This window comes from Pseudomonadales bacterium (assembly GCA_024234615.1).
Classification (GTDB): Bacteria; Pseudomonadota; Gammaproteobacteria; order Pseudomonadales; family IMCC2047; genus JAJFKB01.
In genome coordinates this window covers 1,153,224-1,169,342 of sequence record JACKNY010000001.1, presented here as the reverse complement: position 1 = coordinate 1,169,342, position 16,119 = coordinate 1,153,224, and the positions used below count along the sequence as shown (strand labels likewise).

The 16,119-nt window shown below is 43.3% G+C and carries 14 protein-coding genes; all 14 read right to left on the bottom strand.

The genetic code is table 11. The annotated features are described in order from the left end of the window. Nucleotides 1–4: 4 nt before the first annotated feature. Complete coding sequence (locus H6995_05460) at nucleotides 5–982, bottom strand: SDR family NAD(P)-dependent oxidoreductase (protein ID MCP5214436.1); 978 nt, start codon at nucleotides 980–982, stop codon at nucleotides 5–7. Beyond that, nucleotides 979–1,446, bottom strand: a complete 468-nt coding sequence (locus tag H6995_05455) for an acyltransferase (protein ID MCP5214435.1) — start codon at nucleotides 1,444–1,446, stop codon at nucleotides 979–981. Before H6995_05455 ends, H6995_05460 begins: the two co-directional genes overlap by 4 nt. A gap of 104 nt (nucleotides 1,447–1,550) precedes the next feature. Then, nucleotides 1,551–1,841, bottom strand: coding sequence for an acyltransferase (locus H6995_05450; GenBank protein ID MCP5214434.1), 291 nt, complete (start codon nucleotides 1,839–1,841; stop codon nucleotides 1,551–1,553). Nucleotides 1,842–2,137: 296 nt separating this feature from the next. Further along, complete coding sequence (locus tag H6995_05445) at nucleotides 2,138–3,394, bottom strand: DegT/DnrJ/EryC1/StrS family aminotransferase (GenBank protein ID MCP5214433.1); 1,257 nt, start codon at nucleotides 3,392–3,394, stop codon at nucleotides 2,138–2,140. 134 nt (nucleotides 3,395–3,528) lie between these two features. Next, nucleotides 3,529–4,662 (bottom strand): hypothetical protein, encoded by a 1,134-nt coding sequence (locus H6995_05440; protein ID MCP5214432.1) that lies wholly within the window; start codon nucleotides 4,660–4,662, stop codon nucleotides 3,529–3,531. Continuing rightward, nucleotides 4,659–5,567: a glycosyltransferase family 2 protein gene (locus H6995_05435; GenBank protein MCP5214431.1), complete on the bottom strand. Its 909-nt coding sequence runs from the start codon at nucleotides 5,565–5,567 to the stop codon at nucleotides 4,659–4,661. Before H6995_05435 ends, H6995_05440 begins: the two co-directional genes overlap by 4 nt. A gap of 2 nt (nucleotides 5,568–5,569) precedes the next feature. Next, nucleotides 5,570–6,499: a hypothetical protein gene (locus tag H6995_05430; protein ID MCP5214430.1), complete on the bottom strand. Its 930-nt coding sequence runs from the start codon at nucleotides 6,497–6,499 to the stop codon at nucleotides 5,570–5,572. A 6-nt stretch (nucleotides 6,500–6,505) separates the two neighbouring features. Further along, nucleotides 6,506–7,996: a lipopolysaccharide biosynthesis protein gene (locus H6995_05425; protein MCP5214429.1), complete on the bottom strand. Its 1,491-nt coding sequence runs from the start codon at nucleotides 7,994–7,996 to the stop codon at nucleotides 6,506–6,508. Nucleotides 7,997–8,126: 130 nt separating this feature from the next. After that, complete coding sequence (locus H6995_05420) at nucleotides 8,127–9,428, bottom strand: putative O-glycosylation ligase, exosortase A system-associated (protein ID MCP5214428.1); 1,302 nt, start codon at nucleotides 9,426–9,428, stop codon at nucleotides 8,127–8,129. Then, the gene (locus tag H6995_05415) at nucleotides 9,425–10,435 is read right to left on the bottom strand and encodes a hypothetical protein (GenBank protein MCP5214427.1); all 1,011 of its coding nucleotides are present in this window, start codon (nucleotides 10,433–10,435) and stop codon (nucleotides 9,425–9,427) included. Before H6995_05415 ends, H6995_05420 begins: the two co-directional genes overlap by 4 nt. A 75-nt stretch (nucleotides 10,436–10,510) precedes the next feature. After that, a complete protein-coding gene (locus tag H6995_05410) occupies nucleotides 10,511–12,007 on the bottom strand; it encodes an MBOAT family protein (protein ID MCP5214426.1) in 1,497 nt (498 codons plus the stop codon). Between the two features lie 299 nt (nucleotides 12,008–12,306). Then, complete coding sequence (locus H6995_05405; protein MCP5214425.1) at nucleotides 12,307–13,653, bottom strand: phenylacetate--CoA ligase family protein; 1,347 nt, start codon at nucleotides 13,651–13,653, stop codon at nucleotides 12,307–12,309. Nucleotides 13,654–13,825: 172 nt separating this feature from the next. Continuing rightward, on the bottom strand, nucleotides 13,826–14,902 hold the full coding sequence (locus H6995_05400; GenBank protein MCP5214424.1) for a glycosyltransferase family 4 protein: 1,077 nt from the start codon (nucleotides 14,900–14,902) through the stop codon (nucleotides 13,826–13,828). Then, on the bottom strand, nucleotides 14,899–16,119 hold the full coding sequence (locus H6995_05395) for a glycosyltransferase, exosortase A system-associated (protein MCP5214423.1): 1,221 nt from the start codon (nucleotides 16,117–16,119) through the stop codon (nucleotides 14,899–14,901). The genes H6995_05400 and H6995_05395 overlap by 4 nt, the downstream gene beginning before the upstream one ends.

Here is a 16,119-nt window from a genome sequence, read left to right as displayed (position 1 = left end):
TTATTTATAGGTTATAAATATTGGCTTTATAACGGTTTAGATTGTCCTTTAGCCACGCAATAGTTATTTCGAGACCTTTATCCAAGTTTACCTGAGGCTTCCAGCCTAATAGCTCAGCAGCTTTCGCGTTGCAACATAACAGACGTTCTACTTCACTCTTGCCGGGTCGCACACGTTGGTCATCTGATTCAATGACAGAATCACTTTGCAGAATATTGATGATCTTATTAGCAATCTCACCAATGCTGTATTCCACTCCGGAACCGACATTAATCACCTCACCGACGGAACGGTCAGACTTCGCCACCTGGACAAAACCTGCTACGGTATCCGCAACAAAATTCATATCCCGTGTGGGTGTTAAGGACCCTAATTTAATCACTTTGCCGGAAAGTGCCTGACTAATAATAGTCGGTATCACCGCCCGCGCCGATTGACGTGGGCCATAGGTATTGAAAGGACGTATTATCGCCACGGGCAACTCGAACGAGCGCCAAAAGCTTTCTGCAATCATATCCGCACCTATCTTACTTGCAGAATAAGGTGACTGTCCTTGCAAGGGATGCTTTTCATCAATCGGCACGTACTGAGCGGTGCCGTAACACTCGCTGGTGGAAGTATGAACAACTTTCGACACCCCATGCCTAACCGCCGCCTGCATCACATTCACCGCACCACCAACATTCGTCGCCACATAAGTCTGGGGGGCAACATAAGAATAGGGAATAGCAATCAAAGAGGATAGATGAAAAACGGTGTCGCAACCTTCAACCGCTTTATCCACAAAAAATGGATCTTGAATGTCACCGGAAATAATTTCCAATTCATTCCGCACTTCCTTGGGAATAAGCTCCAATAAACCCCAATCATTTCGAGAATTGTAATGAACCATGGCTTTGACTTTTGCACCCTCCCGAACCAGTTTTTCGGTAAGGTGGCTGCCGATAAAGCCTCCGGCTCCTGTAACAAGTATTGATTTCATTCTATATATTCTTCCATTACTTCAATATTAAATTTCAGTTTCGCTTCCTTTCTAGCTCTATTAACATCCTCGTCATCAGGTACGGTTCCTCCGAACCAATCTATTAGCTCACCCCTTTCTTCCTTTCTGACAAGCCAATCATCAACGCTTCCAACTATTTTGGCCGGGTTCCCCGCGACGATACTATTTGCCGGGACATTTTTCGATACCACCGCATTCGCTCCAACAATTACACGAGAACCTATGGTGACACCAGGCAAAACTACTGCTCCAGCGCCAATGAAGACATGGTTGCCTATTACTACTTTCCCTACCCTAGTTTTATTACCGAAAACCGCCGGAGAAGCATCATGAGCAAGGATTGTTGCATGCGTAATAATACAATTACTTCCTATCTCAATCAGAAATGGGTACACAGAATCAAAAATAACATTAACCAACCCTATGTCATCCCCCAGTTTCATTCCAGTTTCCGCAACCGTGAAATTAGCAGCTCTGTACTTTCTCGTCTGGATACTGGTTGTTTAAACCAAGCAGTTTTTTTTAAAATTTTCTTAATCATTGTTTATTATTTCTCATAACGGCTTCCTATCTTCCGGCCTGGCACTCCGGCTAATACAATTCCAGAAGCCACACTTTTAGTCACCACAGCACCAGCACCAATAACAGCCTTATCGCCAATTATTGTTCCGGGGAGTATTACTACCCCCGCGCCAATAAACACATCGTCGCCTATCTCTATATCAACAGTTTTATAGGTTTCAGTTATCGGTGTATTAGCCGTGTAATCATTTGAGTGCGATATTATTACAGTTTTTGGCCCAACCGCCGTTCCTTTTCCAATTTTCACGGAACCCATGCCCGCATTAATATACACATCTCCTGAAAGATGAGAACCTTTCCCTAATTCAAATATCCCATTCGCACAAAATATCTTAGTGCCACGATAAATAGCTGTCCGATCTCCCAAATAAGTATTCTTTGGATGACTAATATAAACATCTTTATCGATATGAGTCGTAGCATGGAACTCACCAAAATCCTTAGCTAAATAACATGGTCTCTCGATCAATCTAATAAGCAGCCTGCTTATTTTGTCGAGCACATATCGCTTTAACACGAATCTCTCCTTAAGTTACTAACCAAATATAGTTTTTAAGAGTTTTCTGATAAATATAACCCCAAACAATCAACTACTCGTTTGGCGTCAGCGTCAGTCATTCTAGGATTTATCGGAAGATTTGCGATTCTTTTCACCGCCCACTCAGCATTGGGACAACTACCCCATTTATAACCTGCGGCCTCATGGTCGACACCGTGTGGATGAATAGGCGCTGAAAACCATAAGCCGGTTTGAATATCAAATTGCCGCATAAACTTTGCAAAAGCTTCTTTATCCGATACGACCAGTGGATACCTCACAAAGGAAGCCTCCATGGCTTTATTAACTTTAAATGTTTGTAGAGCAAACTTTTCTATTGCCTGTTGATATATATCCGCAATTCTTTTTCTTGCTGCTATATTTTCATTAAGTCGCTTCAACTGTGCGCAACCAATGCGTGCCAATGCATTAGGTAGTTTGTACTTAAATATTTCCTTTGAAGCTCTACAGGCCATTTCATCTGCAGTTGTAACTGGCCCTTGGCTAAACCCGAACCGATTAAGATAATAACTGAGAGGCTTTGTGAGTTCGTTACAATATGGACCAGAAAATAAAATAAGATCAATTAGGTACCATAGCATTCCCTTCACCTTAACTTCGTCTGGAAAAACACATTCCTGCTGATATTCATTTAATTTCCTAATAACACTCTCATCTCGACTGAACGCCACTCCGCCAGAACCCGTACTAATAACCTTACTTTGTTCAAAACTAAAAAACGACGCGTCTCCAAATAAACCGACCGGTTTCCCCTGGTACTTTGAGCCTAGCGCATGAGTACAGTCTTCTATTAAACGAATATCTTTCCTCTCAACGAAACTTCTAATCGCCTCCATATCTACTGGTATACCAAATGTATGTTGTATCACTATCGCTTTTGTTCTTTCTGTAATGTGATCTGGTAGAGTTAAAAGATCAATATTTCCAGTTTCTTTATCTATATCTGCATACACAGGTTTCGCTCCACAAACCAGAACTGGATTGGGGACAGCGACGCAAGTATATGCAGGAATGATCACTTCATCTCCGTTACCGACATCCATCGCACGAAGTATTGCTGCAAGGGCCACTCTTCCAGCATTGAAACTGAAAGCTTCACCTTCCCCTCCCATATATTTGACAAAATTTCTTTCAAAACGCTTTATTTCCACTCCCTCTAGCAGGCTTTTCCTACGCACCAAGGATACCAGGACAACTAATAAGTCGTTTATTAAGTTTGCATTACCTAAGTTGATATACCGTTTAGCCATAGATTTATTCAAACATATACTCAGTCATTCTTGGTTATTCTTTGTAGCCGTTTCTCGAAACAACCAGAGAAGCAATACCCTGTTAAATTAGTATAGTTTATATCCTCAGAGCACCATTCAATTAAAACTTTATTCTAATTTGATATAGAGATTCGTATCCGGTTAAACAGATAAGTACATACGCTCACCAACCTATTCTTCCGCTTTCGCAAGTTAAGGTACAAATCAACCTTCCACTTAGGCGTTTCTAACAAGCCTTCCAGCACTTTCTGTAACTCAGGATCATGTCCCGTTGCTGCCAGCAAAGATATGTTCTCTCTGACAAATATTTTGGCCGCTTCTGAGGTAATCCAGAGTTTTTTTACACTTCTCAGCGAGAGTTTTTTGGGAAAAGATTCACAGCAATCCAGCACACCGTAAGCATGCAAGCTGACCATCGTGCGGATACATTTCTCACATTTACAACAGTTATAGGCATTATTTTTATTCAGATAACAAACACGTAAGAACTTCAATGCCAACGGATTATCGGTAAGCCTTTTGATCTTATCGATTCTTGGCAGACAACCATGATGCACAAACTGCAATGACCCACTACTCCAAAGTGGGTCTAACTCAGGGTGAGAGCCCCAGGGCATTAAATTGTTCAGATCTAATGATGCGGGTATGTATATTTTACTAAACCGATCTGCCAGTAAATGCCCCACTGAAGCTAGACCAGTTCCGAAAGCTTCACTTCCCCAGTCCATCTCGTTTGCGGTAAAAAACTCTCTTAGGTTTGTTCTAATAATAATTAACTGGATTCCCATCTGTTGAGCGATAGTTTTCACGTTCTTCTCAACAAGAGCAAACAATGCCTTGTTTTCGACGGGAATATCAAATCCGTGTATACAAATTAAATGAGTGATCTCCGCTTGTTGTTCGAGTAGCGTGTAGAAGGAATCGACTCCACCACTAAAGAAACAGCCGATAAAGGGTTTAATTTGCGACGTCTTTTCGACAACTGCTAATCCGTCAAGGTCAACCAACTGGTAATAACTACGCCAGCTTGTTAGCAGGGCTTGAGCTTGGCGAATATTCTTTTTGAATTCTCTGTCTAACTGCACACCAGAATAGGACTGACCATCCGGTTTTTTCATGTTAGCAATCAGGGTAGCAGTGACTAGCAGCTCCGAACTGATTCGCAACGGATACTCAGATTCAAAAAAAATACGGCCCTGGTATTTACCCAGGTGAGTCATATCCCCCGTGATTTCGACTCTATTCATGATTTACCGCTGATCTGGTCGTGTGGCGCACGGGAACGCCAGAGCAAATGACGTGTAAAGGTTAAATAGCCAAGGTTACCCAGGGTATTGATACTGCGAAAATGATAATTCCACGCGTCATTTATTAATCCATCCTTTAACGCCTTCTGTGAGCCCATATGGTAAGCAGCGCCTAACCGCTTTTTGAGTTGCTTTTGAATAGGATGGCCACATGCCAATGCTGACATTTGTTCAACGACCGCAATAAACGCATCAATATTCTCGTCACCTTTGGACAGAGAGTCTTCGCTATCCCTGACATGAAAAGTCGGGGTATCGATAAACTGTATCTGTTTGCCATTGAGCGCTAAATTAAACGCTACCCAAGTCCATTCAAAATATTTAGGCAAATCTAAAAAGTAGCTAGGGTATATAGTCGCTGTTTTAAACAGTCCACCACAGGAAGCCAACCAGTTACTTTCCATTAAAGCAGCCAAGGGGTCTGACCGGCAATCATCAAATGAACTGCGCATTAATACGCCTGTTCCAAACGTATCAAAATAACCATTACCTACCACTACATCGGTCGCCGGATTTTGGGAAAACTCTCTCAGCTTTAGCACTAAAGCATTTTCTAACAGGATATCGTCATCATCCAGAAAACCAAAAAACTCTGATTCAACCAACATTCGCCCTAACGCAATGGCTTTCGGTAAGTTGCCCTCTTCCTCATAATGCAACTTGATATCCGAGCGGGCTTGTAGAGTCTCGAACACCTCTTTGTCATAGCGGCTGCCATTGACAACAATTCTTGGCGTTGCTTGCACACCTGTTTGTTGAAGCACAGAATCAATAGCCTCAAACAACGATTGGCCCCGCTCAGCGGAGGCCGTTGTAGCAATAATCACTTCAACCGTGGCCATCATTGTTAGCTCAAAGGCACTCTTTGTAGCCAGCGAGCAGCTTGGTTAACCCGGTAGCTATTCCTAACTCTTGCTGGTAAGTAATGTAACTTGGATGGGGTTTTCCGATAGGCTCGATCCTCATTTTCTCCCCAAATAACGTTACGATGCTGCAGGCTGTATTCCCAAATACTTCTATTTTTGTGGTACTTACTGGGGTACAGAACAACAGGTTTATTTAACAATGCTGCTACCACGGCGGAATGCGTTCTTGTCGTGATAATTTCCTTGGCATAGAGGTGAACCCTAATCCAATGCTTGAAACTTTTACAAAAGTAAGCCGGATCAAGCTGAACGCCATTACCAAAATCGTGAATATTCTGCCCAGAGGATTCATTATCCTCTCGCAGCGCATAGAAGCGGTACTTGCACCTTGATGGCCCTGCGAACGACTCCAGCAAATCTTTGCCAGCCCAAAATGCGGTGTCTTGATCGTGGAAAAAATGCGTGTCGGTTTCGGCCAAATAGTCTTCGCAAAGCCCAAAGGTGGTCATTTCTCTTGCGATAAAATAAAGCGTTGGTTTCCTTGGTGCATTGAGCACCTTAGCTAAGCTGTTCTCCAAATAATCACTGTCTTGGTCGATGGTGCACGGCCCTTGAACCACCAATCTGGCGTCAGAGCATAGGGCATGCTCTAACACTTTTAGTGACTTCCCTGAACACCATCGGTTATAGCCACCGCCGCCATGCAAATAAAGTATTTCATCCGAGGTTATTTTCTGTGTCAAAAATTCCTCTGCCGAAAGTGATCGAAAGGATAGATTCAATTTTTTCGCCAGCGCTTCAAGGCCGTAGTAGATGAGCGAATCACCGTAATTGCCGCCGGGTTGCACGAAGACAAACTTTGCATCTTTGTAGTCACAAAATATCTGCTGCAACGATGATTGCTCAGTCACTGAAAGTTAACCTTTGTTTCCTGACCTGACGTATTTTTTCGCCAATTCATAGAGTTTGAATTCCGGCCCTTCCGGCATTTTCGCTAAGACCCAGAATAAAAAAACAACTGTAAAATATAAGAGCACCCCTATGACTACCGCTTCACCAAGCCGCCAAATATTTTGTTGCATGGAGCCATCGCCCTCCATACCAGGTAATTGCGCTAACACAAACATCATCAACATTGCGCTCAAAAAAGGGCGATAAAATGCTTTGATTAAATCTCCTATTGTGATGGGTAGGCTCCTAACAATTACTAGGTTGCTAATACAGAACATTGTGGCGCTCGTGAAAAGTATAGACCAAGCTGCACCGATCAGTCCTTGCGTGTTAACTAAGTAAACCAACGTGGGGATAAATATCAGAATTCTGAGTGTCCCCAACTTAGTCGCCAACCGGGGATTTCCCAATGCCATAAACACATAGCCCGAATTTGAATTGATCGCCAATAGCAATCCGCCAATAGCAATAAACTTGATCAGTGGAATAGCCTCCAGCCACTGGCCACCAAGAAATATCGGCACAATAAGTCCTGTGATTGATGCAACGCCAATTGCCAGAGGGAAAAGCAAAAACGCCGTGGAGCTAAGTACATTTAGATACAGATTTCTCAAGTCATTCGAGTTATCCGCAACCCGCGCATAACCTGGGTAGGAAGCCGCCGAAACAGCGGCACTAAATTCCGTCGTTGCCATCATGGATATTTCATTGGACACCGAAAATACGCCAGCCGCTTGCGGACTTAAAATTTTCCCAATTAACAACTCCGGCGAGCGGTTGTTAAGAAAATTGATGAGATTATTTGCCATTAACCACTTGGAAAAATTAAATAGTTCTTTTGCGGCGGTCAATGCAAATTTCGGGCGATAGCTATGCATTAAATACCCCATGCAGAGCGCGACAAACTGGGTGATAATTGTACCTATGGTTAACGCCCAATAATTTCTCAGCGAATAAGCCAGCGCTAGCGTACAGGGTACGCCGATCAATTTTGGTAAAATCTTGAGTTTGAATTCCTTCTCGAATGTCAGGTTTTTGCGAAAGTCTAAAGTACCGACGCTTTCTATACTGCCGATTACAAATAAACTAGCGATGGCCCAAATTAGTGGCTCCAATTCAGGTGTATCATAGAGGTCAGCTATCAAACCTGAAAAACCTAACAAAACTAATGCCAACCCTAACCCGAATATCAGGTTGAATGTCCAAGCGGTATCGTAGTGCCCTTTTCTTGGATTCTGCATTTGAATAATGGCAGTATCAAAACCAAAATCTTTGATCAGATAGAGCAGCGCGAAAAATGACATGGCAATGGCGACAATGCCAAAGTCTGCTGGGGTCAGTAAACGGGCAAGAACCACCGTACTCACTAACCCTAAGACACGCAGGCTCATTCTGAGCATCAGCATCCAAGCGACTCCGCCTGCAACTTGTCTTGATATATTTTTATTACTAGACATGTAGTTATTTTATCGACTATTTAGATAGTTAAAGTGGGGTTCAGCATACGGGAACAATTTCTCAAGCTAAACCCTTGATCACTAATGCAAAATTATCAAAAGATATAGTGAGTACGAGCCTTGTTAACACTTACCGTGAATACTCAGGTATGTTATTAGGTGGCGTATGATCATTGCTGACTGCATTGATAGAAGCTTCTTGTACTTTAATTTGGCCAATTAACAATACGACTATCGCCAGCACGTAATAATAGAGATCTAACGTTGCCATATTTACCGTCAGACCATTTGCTGCATACCCAACGATAGAAAACTGTGTCATATAAAGCAGCAAGCAAGATCGTTTTAATTGAGGCGTGTGGAATCGCTTTTTGGAGACCCTGTTTGCAGATAAGACAGCAACGATTCCCAGCAGCAAATATACAAATAAACCTATGTAACCATGTTCTCCAAGGACTTCAAAATAATTACTATGCACCGCCCTATTGATATCGTCATGCAGATATCTTTGTACATAGGGCTGATGAAAAAATGCATTAAATCCATTACCAAATAATGGCCTTTCTCCAGCAATATCTATGGCATATTTCCATTGGATAATGCGAGAACTTGCAGACGCATCCTCTTCATAATTAGCGATGGTTGACATTCTCTGAGTCCATGACTCGGGCATAAATACCAACCCTGCTATCACTAAAACTGCAATCGCCGGAAGAACTGTTACCTTATACTTAGAGCGATAAACCGCATAACAAAGCATACCTGCTGCGCCAACAAGCCCTCCGCGAGACTGTGTCCCTAACAAAGTAAGGAAGAATGTTCCTGCTAGAATGAGCAAAAAACTCCTAGTTAATTTGTCTGTAAAATAATATCTCAACCCCCATATCAGCGGTGCTCCAATTAACATCGCGATGGAAACACCGTTATTATCACCCCAAGCTGTTTGCGGAGGCCCCCATATTCTGTATCCCCCACCAGTCATTACTGTAAATATCCCACCCTTAAAGCCAGTGAAAGCGAGTGATAATACAAACACCCAAATCAAAGCGAATGTCCAGGTTCGGTTATTCATCGACATTAATATAACTGCAACCATCAGTATGGTTTTTGAATACGCCAGCCATTTCTCAAATGCTTGCACAAACTCAACCGCAAAGACCGTAGTCAGACAAGTCCAAAAATAATAACAGGCCAGAATACCTATAATAAGATGGTACTTAGCTACGTAGAGTTTTTTCCTATTGATCAATAGGCTAATGATAGTAATACCCGCAATAATATCGAGAAATGGAAAGTCATAGGCGAACCCATAGGTAAGCTTATGAGGATTCATAATAGACATCCAAACCCAAAGTAACACACCTACCTGCGGCTTCTTAAAAACAAACGGTAGCGCGCCAGCTAACAATAATACGATGAAGAGGTCTCTCATAATTTTATGCTGCTTTGTTTTATGCTGTTTTGTTCAGGGGTTAACTTACGGCAATCTGGGAGTTTTTCAGCTTGGTGTTCGATAAATCGATTAAATTCTTCGGCCAATTCCAGGCCATCACTCACCTCAGTTCTAACATAAAACCCTTTGGCGATATCTCGAACAATCACCTCAGAGATAGCTGGCGCAAAATGTTCAATGTCTTTGTAGTATTTCTTATTCCCGATGACATCATAGCGAGCCATAAAATCATGCAAAAATACGTTCTGATGCAAGCGCGCCAGCTGATAAATCTTTATTCTGAATAAATTAACCGCCTCTTTCTCATTCCCTAAAAAAAAGTTATAGAATGAGAAAGGAGGAAAAAACAGGTGAAAGGCGACTTGCGGGTTAGCATTAATAATTTTGCCGAGGTTTTCCTCAATACTGACATCAAAGTTGAGCGGTAGGGGAGCCCTGTCCCCGTTACTTTTTATACGACAAAAATGCTCTAGTACATGCTTACCATCAAATTTATTCTTCTCTTTATCTCCCCAATAATTGAGTTTATCTAATTCAACAGGCCCCTTCCCTAATAGGTTTTTCACGCTCATCCACAGTGAGCCTATAGAGAACAGATACTGGATATGTGATAGCGGATTCACTTGATAAAGGTAAGTAGGGAACTCACCTCCTTCAACCAGGTTAGGATTAATGCCACTAAAGGATCTGTAGTTCATCTCCCAGATGACTTGTTTCAACTTTCCAGATTTGACTGCTAACTCGACGACATTTTTCTGCTCGGCAGCAGACGAGCCACTAATTGCCAAGTTAAGACTTTTTGTACCGAGCTCCCGATCTAATGATGAGGGGATAAAGTTTTCGCTATGCGAAGTACCGATAAAAGCGGTGTCAAACTCATAGTTTCTAATGAGCCCCGGTATTTGATAGCGCTGGTTTAATACGAATACCGGCTGCGCTGCCTTTCGATAAAATTGAATCGGATCAACGCTATAGTTAAACAGCATCAGACCACCTGTCCAAACCAAAACAGCAACGCAAAAATAATTCAAACTCGTATTTCGCAACCAATCGCTCCCAATCTAAAATTGGAAATACAGAAATTCACTCACTCTATTCATCGAAGAAAGAGTAAGCACCAACGCAAAGGACATCAGGATTGCCGTAACCGGAACCTGTAACCTTTCCATACCTTTATTCAATACCGTCTGACGCCCGATAACATTGCGGTCGAGTCGGTCAATAATTTCCTGCACGTTTGGCGCAAATAGCGCCACCAGAGCACCGACTAAAACCATCGCCAAAGCCCTGGGCAAATCCTGCAAAACCAAAGCTGAGCGACTTCCGCCCTCGATGCCAGGAACCAAGCCAAGCATCGATTCATAAAGATTCATCGCACCATGAAAAGTCTCTGCACGAAACATTACCCATGCCAACACTACCGCAATAAAGGTTATTCCCCACATGATAATCAGGTATATTTTATTTGTTTTTAAAGAAGCTAATCCCATTACTGACAATAGGTTTCCCCATAAGTGGTTGACCACTAAATAGCTACCGTGCATTCCACCCCAAACCACAAAGTTCCAGCTCGCACCATGCCATAACCCACCCAGCAACATGGTGATAAGTAAGTTACCCTGTCGTCGAATCGGGCCTTTTCGATTGCCTCCGAGCGAAATGTACAGATAATCCTTTAAAAATCTCGATAACGTAATGTGCCAGCGACGCCAAAAATCGACGATGGATGTCGCTTTATAAGGCGAATTAAAGTTAACCGGCAGCCGAATACCAAACATTTTGCCAATACCTATGGCCATATCCGAATAACCGGAAAAATCAAAATAGAGTTGGAAGCTATAGGCGAGTACCCCTATCCAGGCCTCTGGCCCAGATAATACAGACCCTGAGTCTGCCGCCATAAAAACGGGGGTTGCGAATAAGGCCAAATTGTCAGCCAAAATCACTTTTTTAAATAACCCAAGTATAAATTGATACAGTCCGCAGACGAACAACTCCGCATCGAAAGTCTTCCCTTGCGCGTCGTCGAATTGCGGCATCATCTCTTTATGATGGACGATAGGCCCCGCAATCAACTGCGGGAAAAAGGATACAAAAAGACAATAGTGGACAAAGCTGTACTCACGCAGATGTTTTCGGTACACATCCACGAGATAGGCAATTTGCTGAAAAGTAAAAAAGGAAATCGCCAATGGCAGAATAATTGAGTCTATCGGCATTGCTGCACCCGTTAAGTACTCAATGTTCTCGAACAAGAAGTTCCAGTACTTGTAATAGCCCAGCAGAGCTAAATTAGCACCTACAAAAACGATTAATAGAGCTCGTTTTAAACCGCCCTCTTGCAGCCGGTTTAATAGAATACCCGCAAGATAATTAAAAAGTATGGACGCGATAATTAAGGCGAGATAACCAAATCGCCAATAGCCGTAGTAGACAAGAGAAGCAACCACCAGAATAACAAAAGAAAATTGCTTGCTAGCAAAATTTCTTGATGCGTAATAGGCACACAGCGTTAACGGTAAGAATAGAAGTATAAATATATAGGAGTTGAATAACATTCGAATATAAATCTATTTACTATTTAAACTGCATAATTTATTAACTCTATTTCTTGTCGGCACTATCGGGGCCTCGGTCATTTTTGTAGGCCCAATAAATCGTATAAACAATGGCTAAATTAAAAATAATAAATAATATTGTATTCGCCATTAAGCACCTCTGACGCCAGAAAAAGCCCTGTCAAATCTAATTTTTATCAGTTTAGCTGTAAGTCTAGTTCGCTTTTGAGATACTGATAGCGACATTTTAGAAACCTCAATACATTAATATTGTAGTGGTGAACTAATTACGGCACAGCTTAAATACGGCTCACCACGTAGCGCATTTTCCCCGACGCTTCTGCCGCTATTTTATCCACGCGCTCGATCACAATATTGACACCATCACCTAGACGCTTTTTGAAGCCCGATATGATTTGCTTTTCATCGAATTCACTAAAATTCGAATTGACCACCAACTGCACCCTTGTTAGCTGCTTGCTTTCCTGAATGATTTTAAACTCCAATACTGACTGGATGTCACGTAGGATATATATCAGTGCCAGCCCATGCATCAACGTACCATCGGCAGCTACTATAAAGTCTGTACTACGCCCCTGTATTTCCTTAAGAATCGGCAGGCCTCTGCCACAAGAGCAATTTCTTTCCTCTAAAACACCGATATCACCAGTGCGATAGCGAATAAAAGGATAATCCTGGGTCGCCAAGTGTGTAGTGACTATTTCGCCAGAATTTCCAGGCGGTAGAACGTTGCCCGCTGGGTCGACAATTTCTACGATAATATCCTCTGCGGTAATATGCATATTACCTTGCGGACATTGATGAGCTATAAATCCTGCGTCGCGTCCTCCATACCCGTTCGCAATAGGGCAGCCAAATGTGTTTTCTAGCAATTCTCGTTGATGGTCATAGAGTCGTTCTGAGGTAACAAATACAACCTTCGTCCCCAAACCATTTAATAGAATATTAGTATCCTTTGCCCGTTTGGCAATCAGACTAAAAGCTGAGGGATAACCAAACAGCATCTGCGGCTTAACCTTTTTAATTTCCTGGATAAAGCTGTCAATTTTAGCTTCTGACATTTCAAAAGCTGGCAGCAAACGAGTTCTTAGTAATTTATCGCGAATTAACCGCACATAATCCTGCGTGCCTAATTCAATTGGCGAACCCCACAGCACAATTTCCTTATCACCCAAATCTACATCCCACCAACGCGTAGCACGCCATTTGGCGGCCACATCACGACTGACGCGCTCTTTGCCGATATAGAAAATGAGTGGTTCACCGCTCGATCCACCCGTGTTAAACCGGCTTAGATGTTTGGCATTCCTTGCGCGCAGTTTATCGCTATTCGCTCGAATCAGTGCTTTATTTAAAAAAGGTAATTTCTTCAAATCCTCGGCGGATTTGATCTCAGCTGGGTCAATATTCTGTGATTCAAGTAACTCCGCATAATAAGGCACGTTTTGGTTTACGGAGCGTATAAGTTTTTGTAAGCGCTGTGATTGCAACGCCAGTATTTCGTCTTTCGACCACCACTGGCTCTGTTCTAATGAACGCATATCTGCAACAGTGGTGTGGCCTTTGAGGCATTCGTGCAACGGGAAAATGGCGCAGGATACCAATTTTGTATAGAGGCTGCTCATTTGGCGTCCTCCCTCACCCTAGCCCTCTCCCAGAGGGAGAGGGGATTGTGTATGCGCAGTCTCTCCCTGGGATAAAGGAAATTACGCGAAGGAACCGTTAACTCACTGGAGCCTAATCCCCTCTCCCTCTGGGAGAGGGCTAGGGTGAGGGCAGCGATCTGAAAGCAAATCATTAGCACAGTACCCGTACATATAAATCCAACAGTTGTGAAACAACCACATTCTGATCGAATTTTTTAACATCCTGACTACCTTGCGCGACAAGCCTATCTTTCAATTCTTCGTCTCCCAGAATTCTAAGTGCCGCACCAGCCATTTCCTTAGCGTCGTTTGGCTCCACAAGCATCCCATTTTTCCCGGATTGGATGAGATAGGGAATCCCACCCACATTAGTGCTGATAACAGGTACACCAGAAGCAAGCGCTTCGATGATCGAATTAGGCGAATTATCTTCCAAGCTGGGATTGAGCATTAAATCGGAATCCTGATAGAGCGCAGCTATTTGTGCATGATCCAATCTTCCGCAAAAATCAGTGTTCGCATCAATACCCAAGGTTTTTGTTGTTTCCTGTAATTCTTTCAGCAAAGGGCCGGAACCGGCGATTGTTAAAAGTGCTTCGGGAAACTGTTTGCGAATTAATGCAAAGGCTTTCAAAGCAGTACCAATGCCATAAATCTCTTCCAGGTTTCTCGTCACGATGATATGCGGCGCGCCTTTCTTGCCACGGGCTCCTTTGGAGGGTTGAAATCGTTCCAGGTCGAGCACATTCGGAACTATGTGCGTCGCTATATTACGCTCATCAAATATTTTTGAGAGGAACGGTGATGGTACCACCACCATCTGTACTTTCTTCATGGTCGGATGTATCCAAAGCCAGGATTTAGAAAAAAACTTAGCGGCCTCCCCTCCTCGATAGTTAAGTACAACGGGAATCTTCTTAAACCAGGCGATCCACACTACTGGAGCAACAAAAAGGTACCAAGACCAACCGGAGTTCGCCATGATGTGAAACATATCAACTTTCGCAACGGTTTTGTAAACACAGACGAGATAGCCAAATAAGCGGAACAGTGCGCGGATCCCTTTTACTCGAGAAATAAAGGCTGGCTGATAGTCTGGATTCGTTCTAATTAATTCAACTTGAACACCTTGTTGTGTTAACAGCTCCGCCAATTGTAGCGTTTGCCTCGCCATTCCACCGGCTGGAGGCGGCAACGGCCCGACCAGTCCTAATCTGATTGATTTCATCCTTTCTGACGAGCCTTATTCAGTAACGATCCATATACCATTTCATAGTTCGCGACGCTCACAGCCCAATTGCGCTCCTGCTCGACATATTCTCGGCCCTTTGCCCGGATAGCATCCCATTCCATCTGCCGATCAAGTATTTTATTTAACTTTTTGCTTAGATCCTGTTTGTCTCCACTACGAAATAAATAGCCATTAATACCGTCTTGAATCAACTCTTTGTGTCCTCCCACATCCGAAGCTAGCACAACTTTATTTTGAGCCATCGCTTCCAGTGGCTTTAAAGGAGTAACTAAGTCAGTTAATCGCATCGACATGCGGGGGAAAACTAGTAGATCAATCAATCCGTAATAGCGCTGCACTTGCTCATGCGGTACGCGTCCGGTAAAGATGACGGTATCCTGCAAACCCAATTGCTGCACGCGTTGCTTTAACTTTTGTTCTTCTGGGCCGCCGCCAACTAGCAGCAAACGGATATCAGGCTTGTTCTGCAAAATCATCGGTAAGGTTTCAACAAGAAACACCAACCCCTCATAAGCGTAGAATGAACCGAGGAAGCCAAGAACAGTTTTGCCTGCTAATCCCAGTTCTGATTTCAGTGTGGTATCTTCTATACAGTTTGCGGGAAAATTATCGATATCCACGGCATTGGGGATCACGGTAATTTTTCGCTCCGGTATTCCGCGTCCTATCATTTCTGAACGAAGCCCTTGGCAAATGGTGGTAACCGCATCGGCATTTTTTAGCACTAGTGTTTCACTAGCCCTCGTCAGGCGATATCTAACGCCCCATTCACTACTGGTGCCGTGGTCCACCGCGGCATCTTCCCAAAAGGCGCGCACTTCATAGACCAAAGGTAAATTAAAGCGTCGCGCCACTTTCAGCGCGGCCAAACCGTTTAGTGAGGGAGAATGTGCGTGCAGAATGTCTGGTTGAACCTCTTGCACCACCTGCGCCAATCGATCTCTTAGCGCAGGCACGATGGCCAACTGATTCAGCATAGGTAATTTGCCAAGTTGACCATCGGGTTGCGGGGTACGGTAAAACTCCAAACCGTCGATTTGTTCTTTGAGTTGGTCAGTCTTGCCCTGTTTGGGGCTGGTGACATGAAAAGTTTTCCAGCCCATTGCCCGCTGTTGATTCAGTATCGCACGGGTACGGAAAGTGTAGCCACTGTGTAGAGGGATGGAATGGTCTAGGATGTGGAGGATTCGCAT

What these genes read in the sequence shown, in the direction of transcription:
- H6995_05460 (MCP5214436.1), bottom strand. Translation starts at nt 982, where the DNA reads ATGAAATCAATACTTGTTACAGGAGCCGGAGGCTTTATCGGCAGCCAC.
- H6995_05455 (MCP5214435.1), bottom strand. Translation starts at nt 1,446, where the DNA reads ATGAAACTGGGGGATGACATAGGGTTGGTTAATGTTATTTTTGATTCT.
- H6995_05395 (MCP5214423.1), bottom strand. Translation starts at nt 16,119, where the DNA reads ATGCGAATCCTCCACATCCTAGACCATTCCATCCCTCTACACAGTGGC.
- H6995_05420 (MCP5214428.1), bottom strand. Translation starts at nt 9,428, where the DNA reads ATGAGAGACCTCTTCATCGTATTATTGTTAGCTGGCGCGCTACCGTTT.
- H6995_05425 (MCP5214429.1), bottom strand. Translation starts at nt 7,996, where the DNA reads ATGTCTAGTAATAAAAATATATCAAGACAAGTTGCAGGCGGAGTCGCT.
- H6995_05405 (MCP5214425.1), bottom strand. Translation starts at nt 13,653, where the DNA reads ATGAGCAGCCTCTATACAAAATTGGTATCCTGCGCCATTTTCCCGTTG.
- H6995_05410 (MCP5214426.1), bottom strand. Translation starts at nt 12,007, where the DNA reads ATGTTATTCAACTCCTATATATTTATACTTCTATTCTTACCGTTAACG.
- H6995_05450 (MCP5214434.1), bottom strand. Translation starts at nt 1,841, where the DNA reads ATGGGTTCCGTGAAAATTGGAAAAGGAACGGCGGTTGGGCCAAAAACT.
- H6995_05415 (MCP5214427.1), bottom strand. Translation starts at nt 10,435, where the DNA reads ATGCTGTTTAACTATAGCGTTGATCCGATTCAATTTTATCGAAAGGCA.
- H6995_05440 (MCP5214432.1), bottom strand. Translation starts at nt 4,662, where the DNA reads ATGAATAGAGTCGAAATCACGGGGGATATGACTCACCTGGGTAAATAC.
- H6995_05435 (MCP5214431.1), bottom strand. Translation starts at nt 5,567, where the DNA reads ATGATGGCCACGGTTGAAGTGATTATTGCTACAACGGCCTCCGCTGAG.
- H6995_05400 (MCP5214424.1), bottom strand. Translation starts at nt 14,902, where the DNA reads ATGAAATCAATCAGATTAGGACTGGTCGGGCCGTTGCCGCCTCCAGCC.
- H6995_05445 (MCP5214433.1), bottom strand. Translation starts at nt 3,394, where the DNA reads ATGGCTAAACGGTATATCAACTTAGGTAATGCAAACTTAATAAACGAC.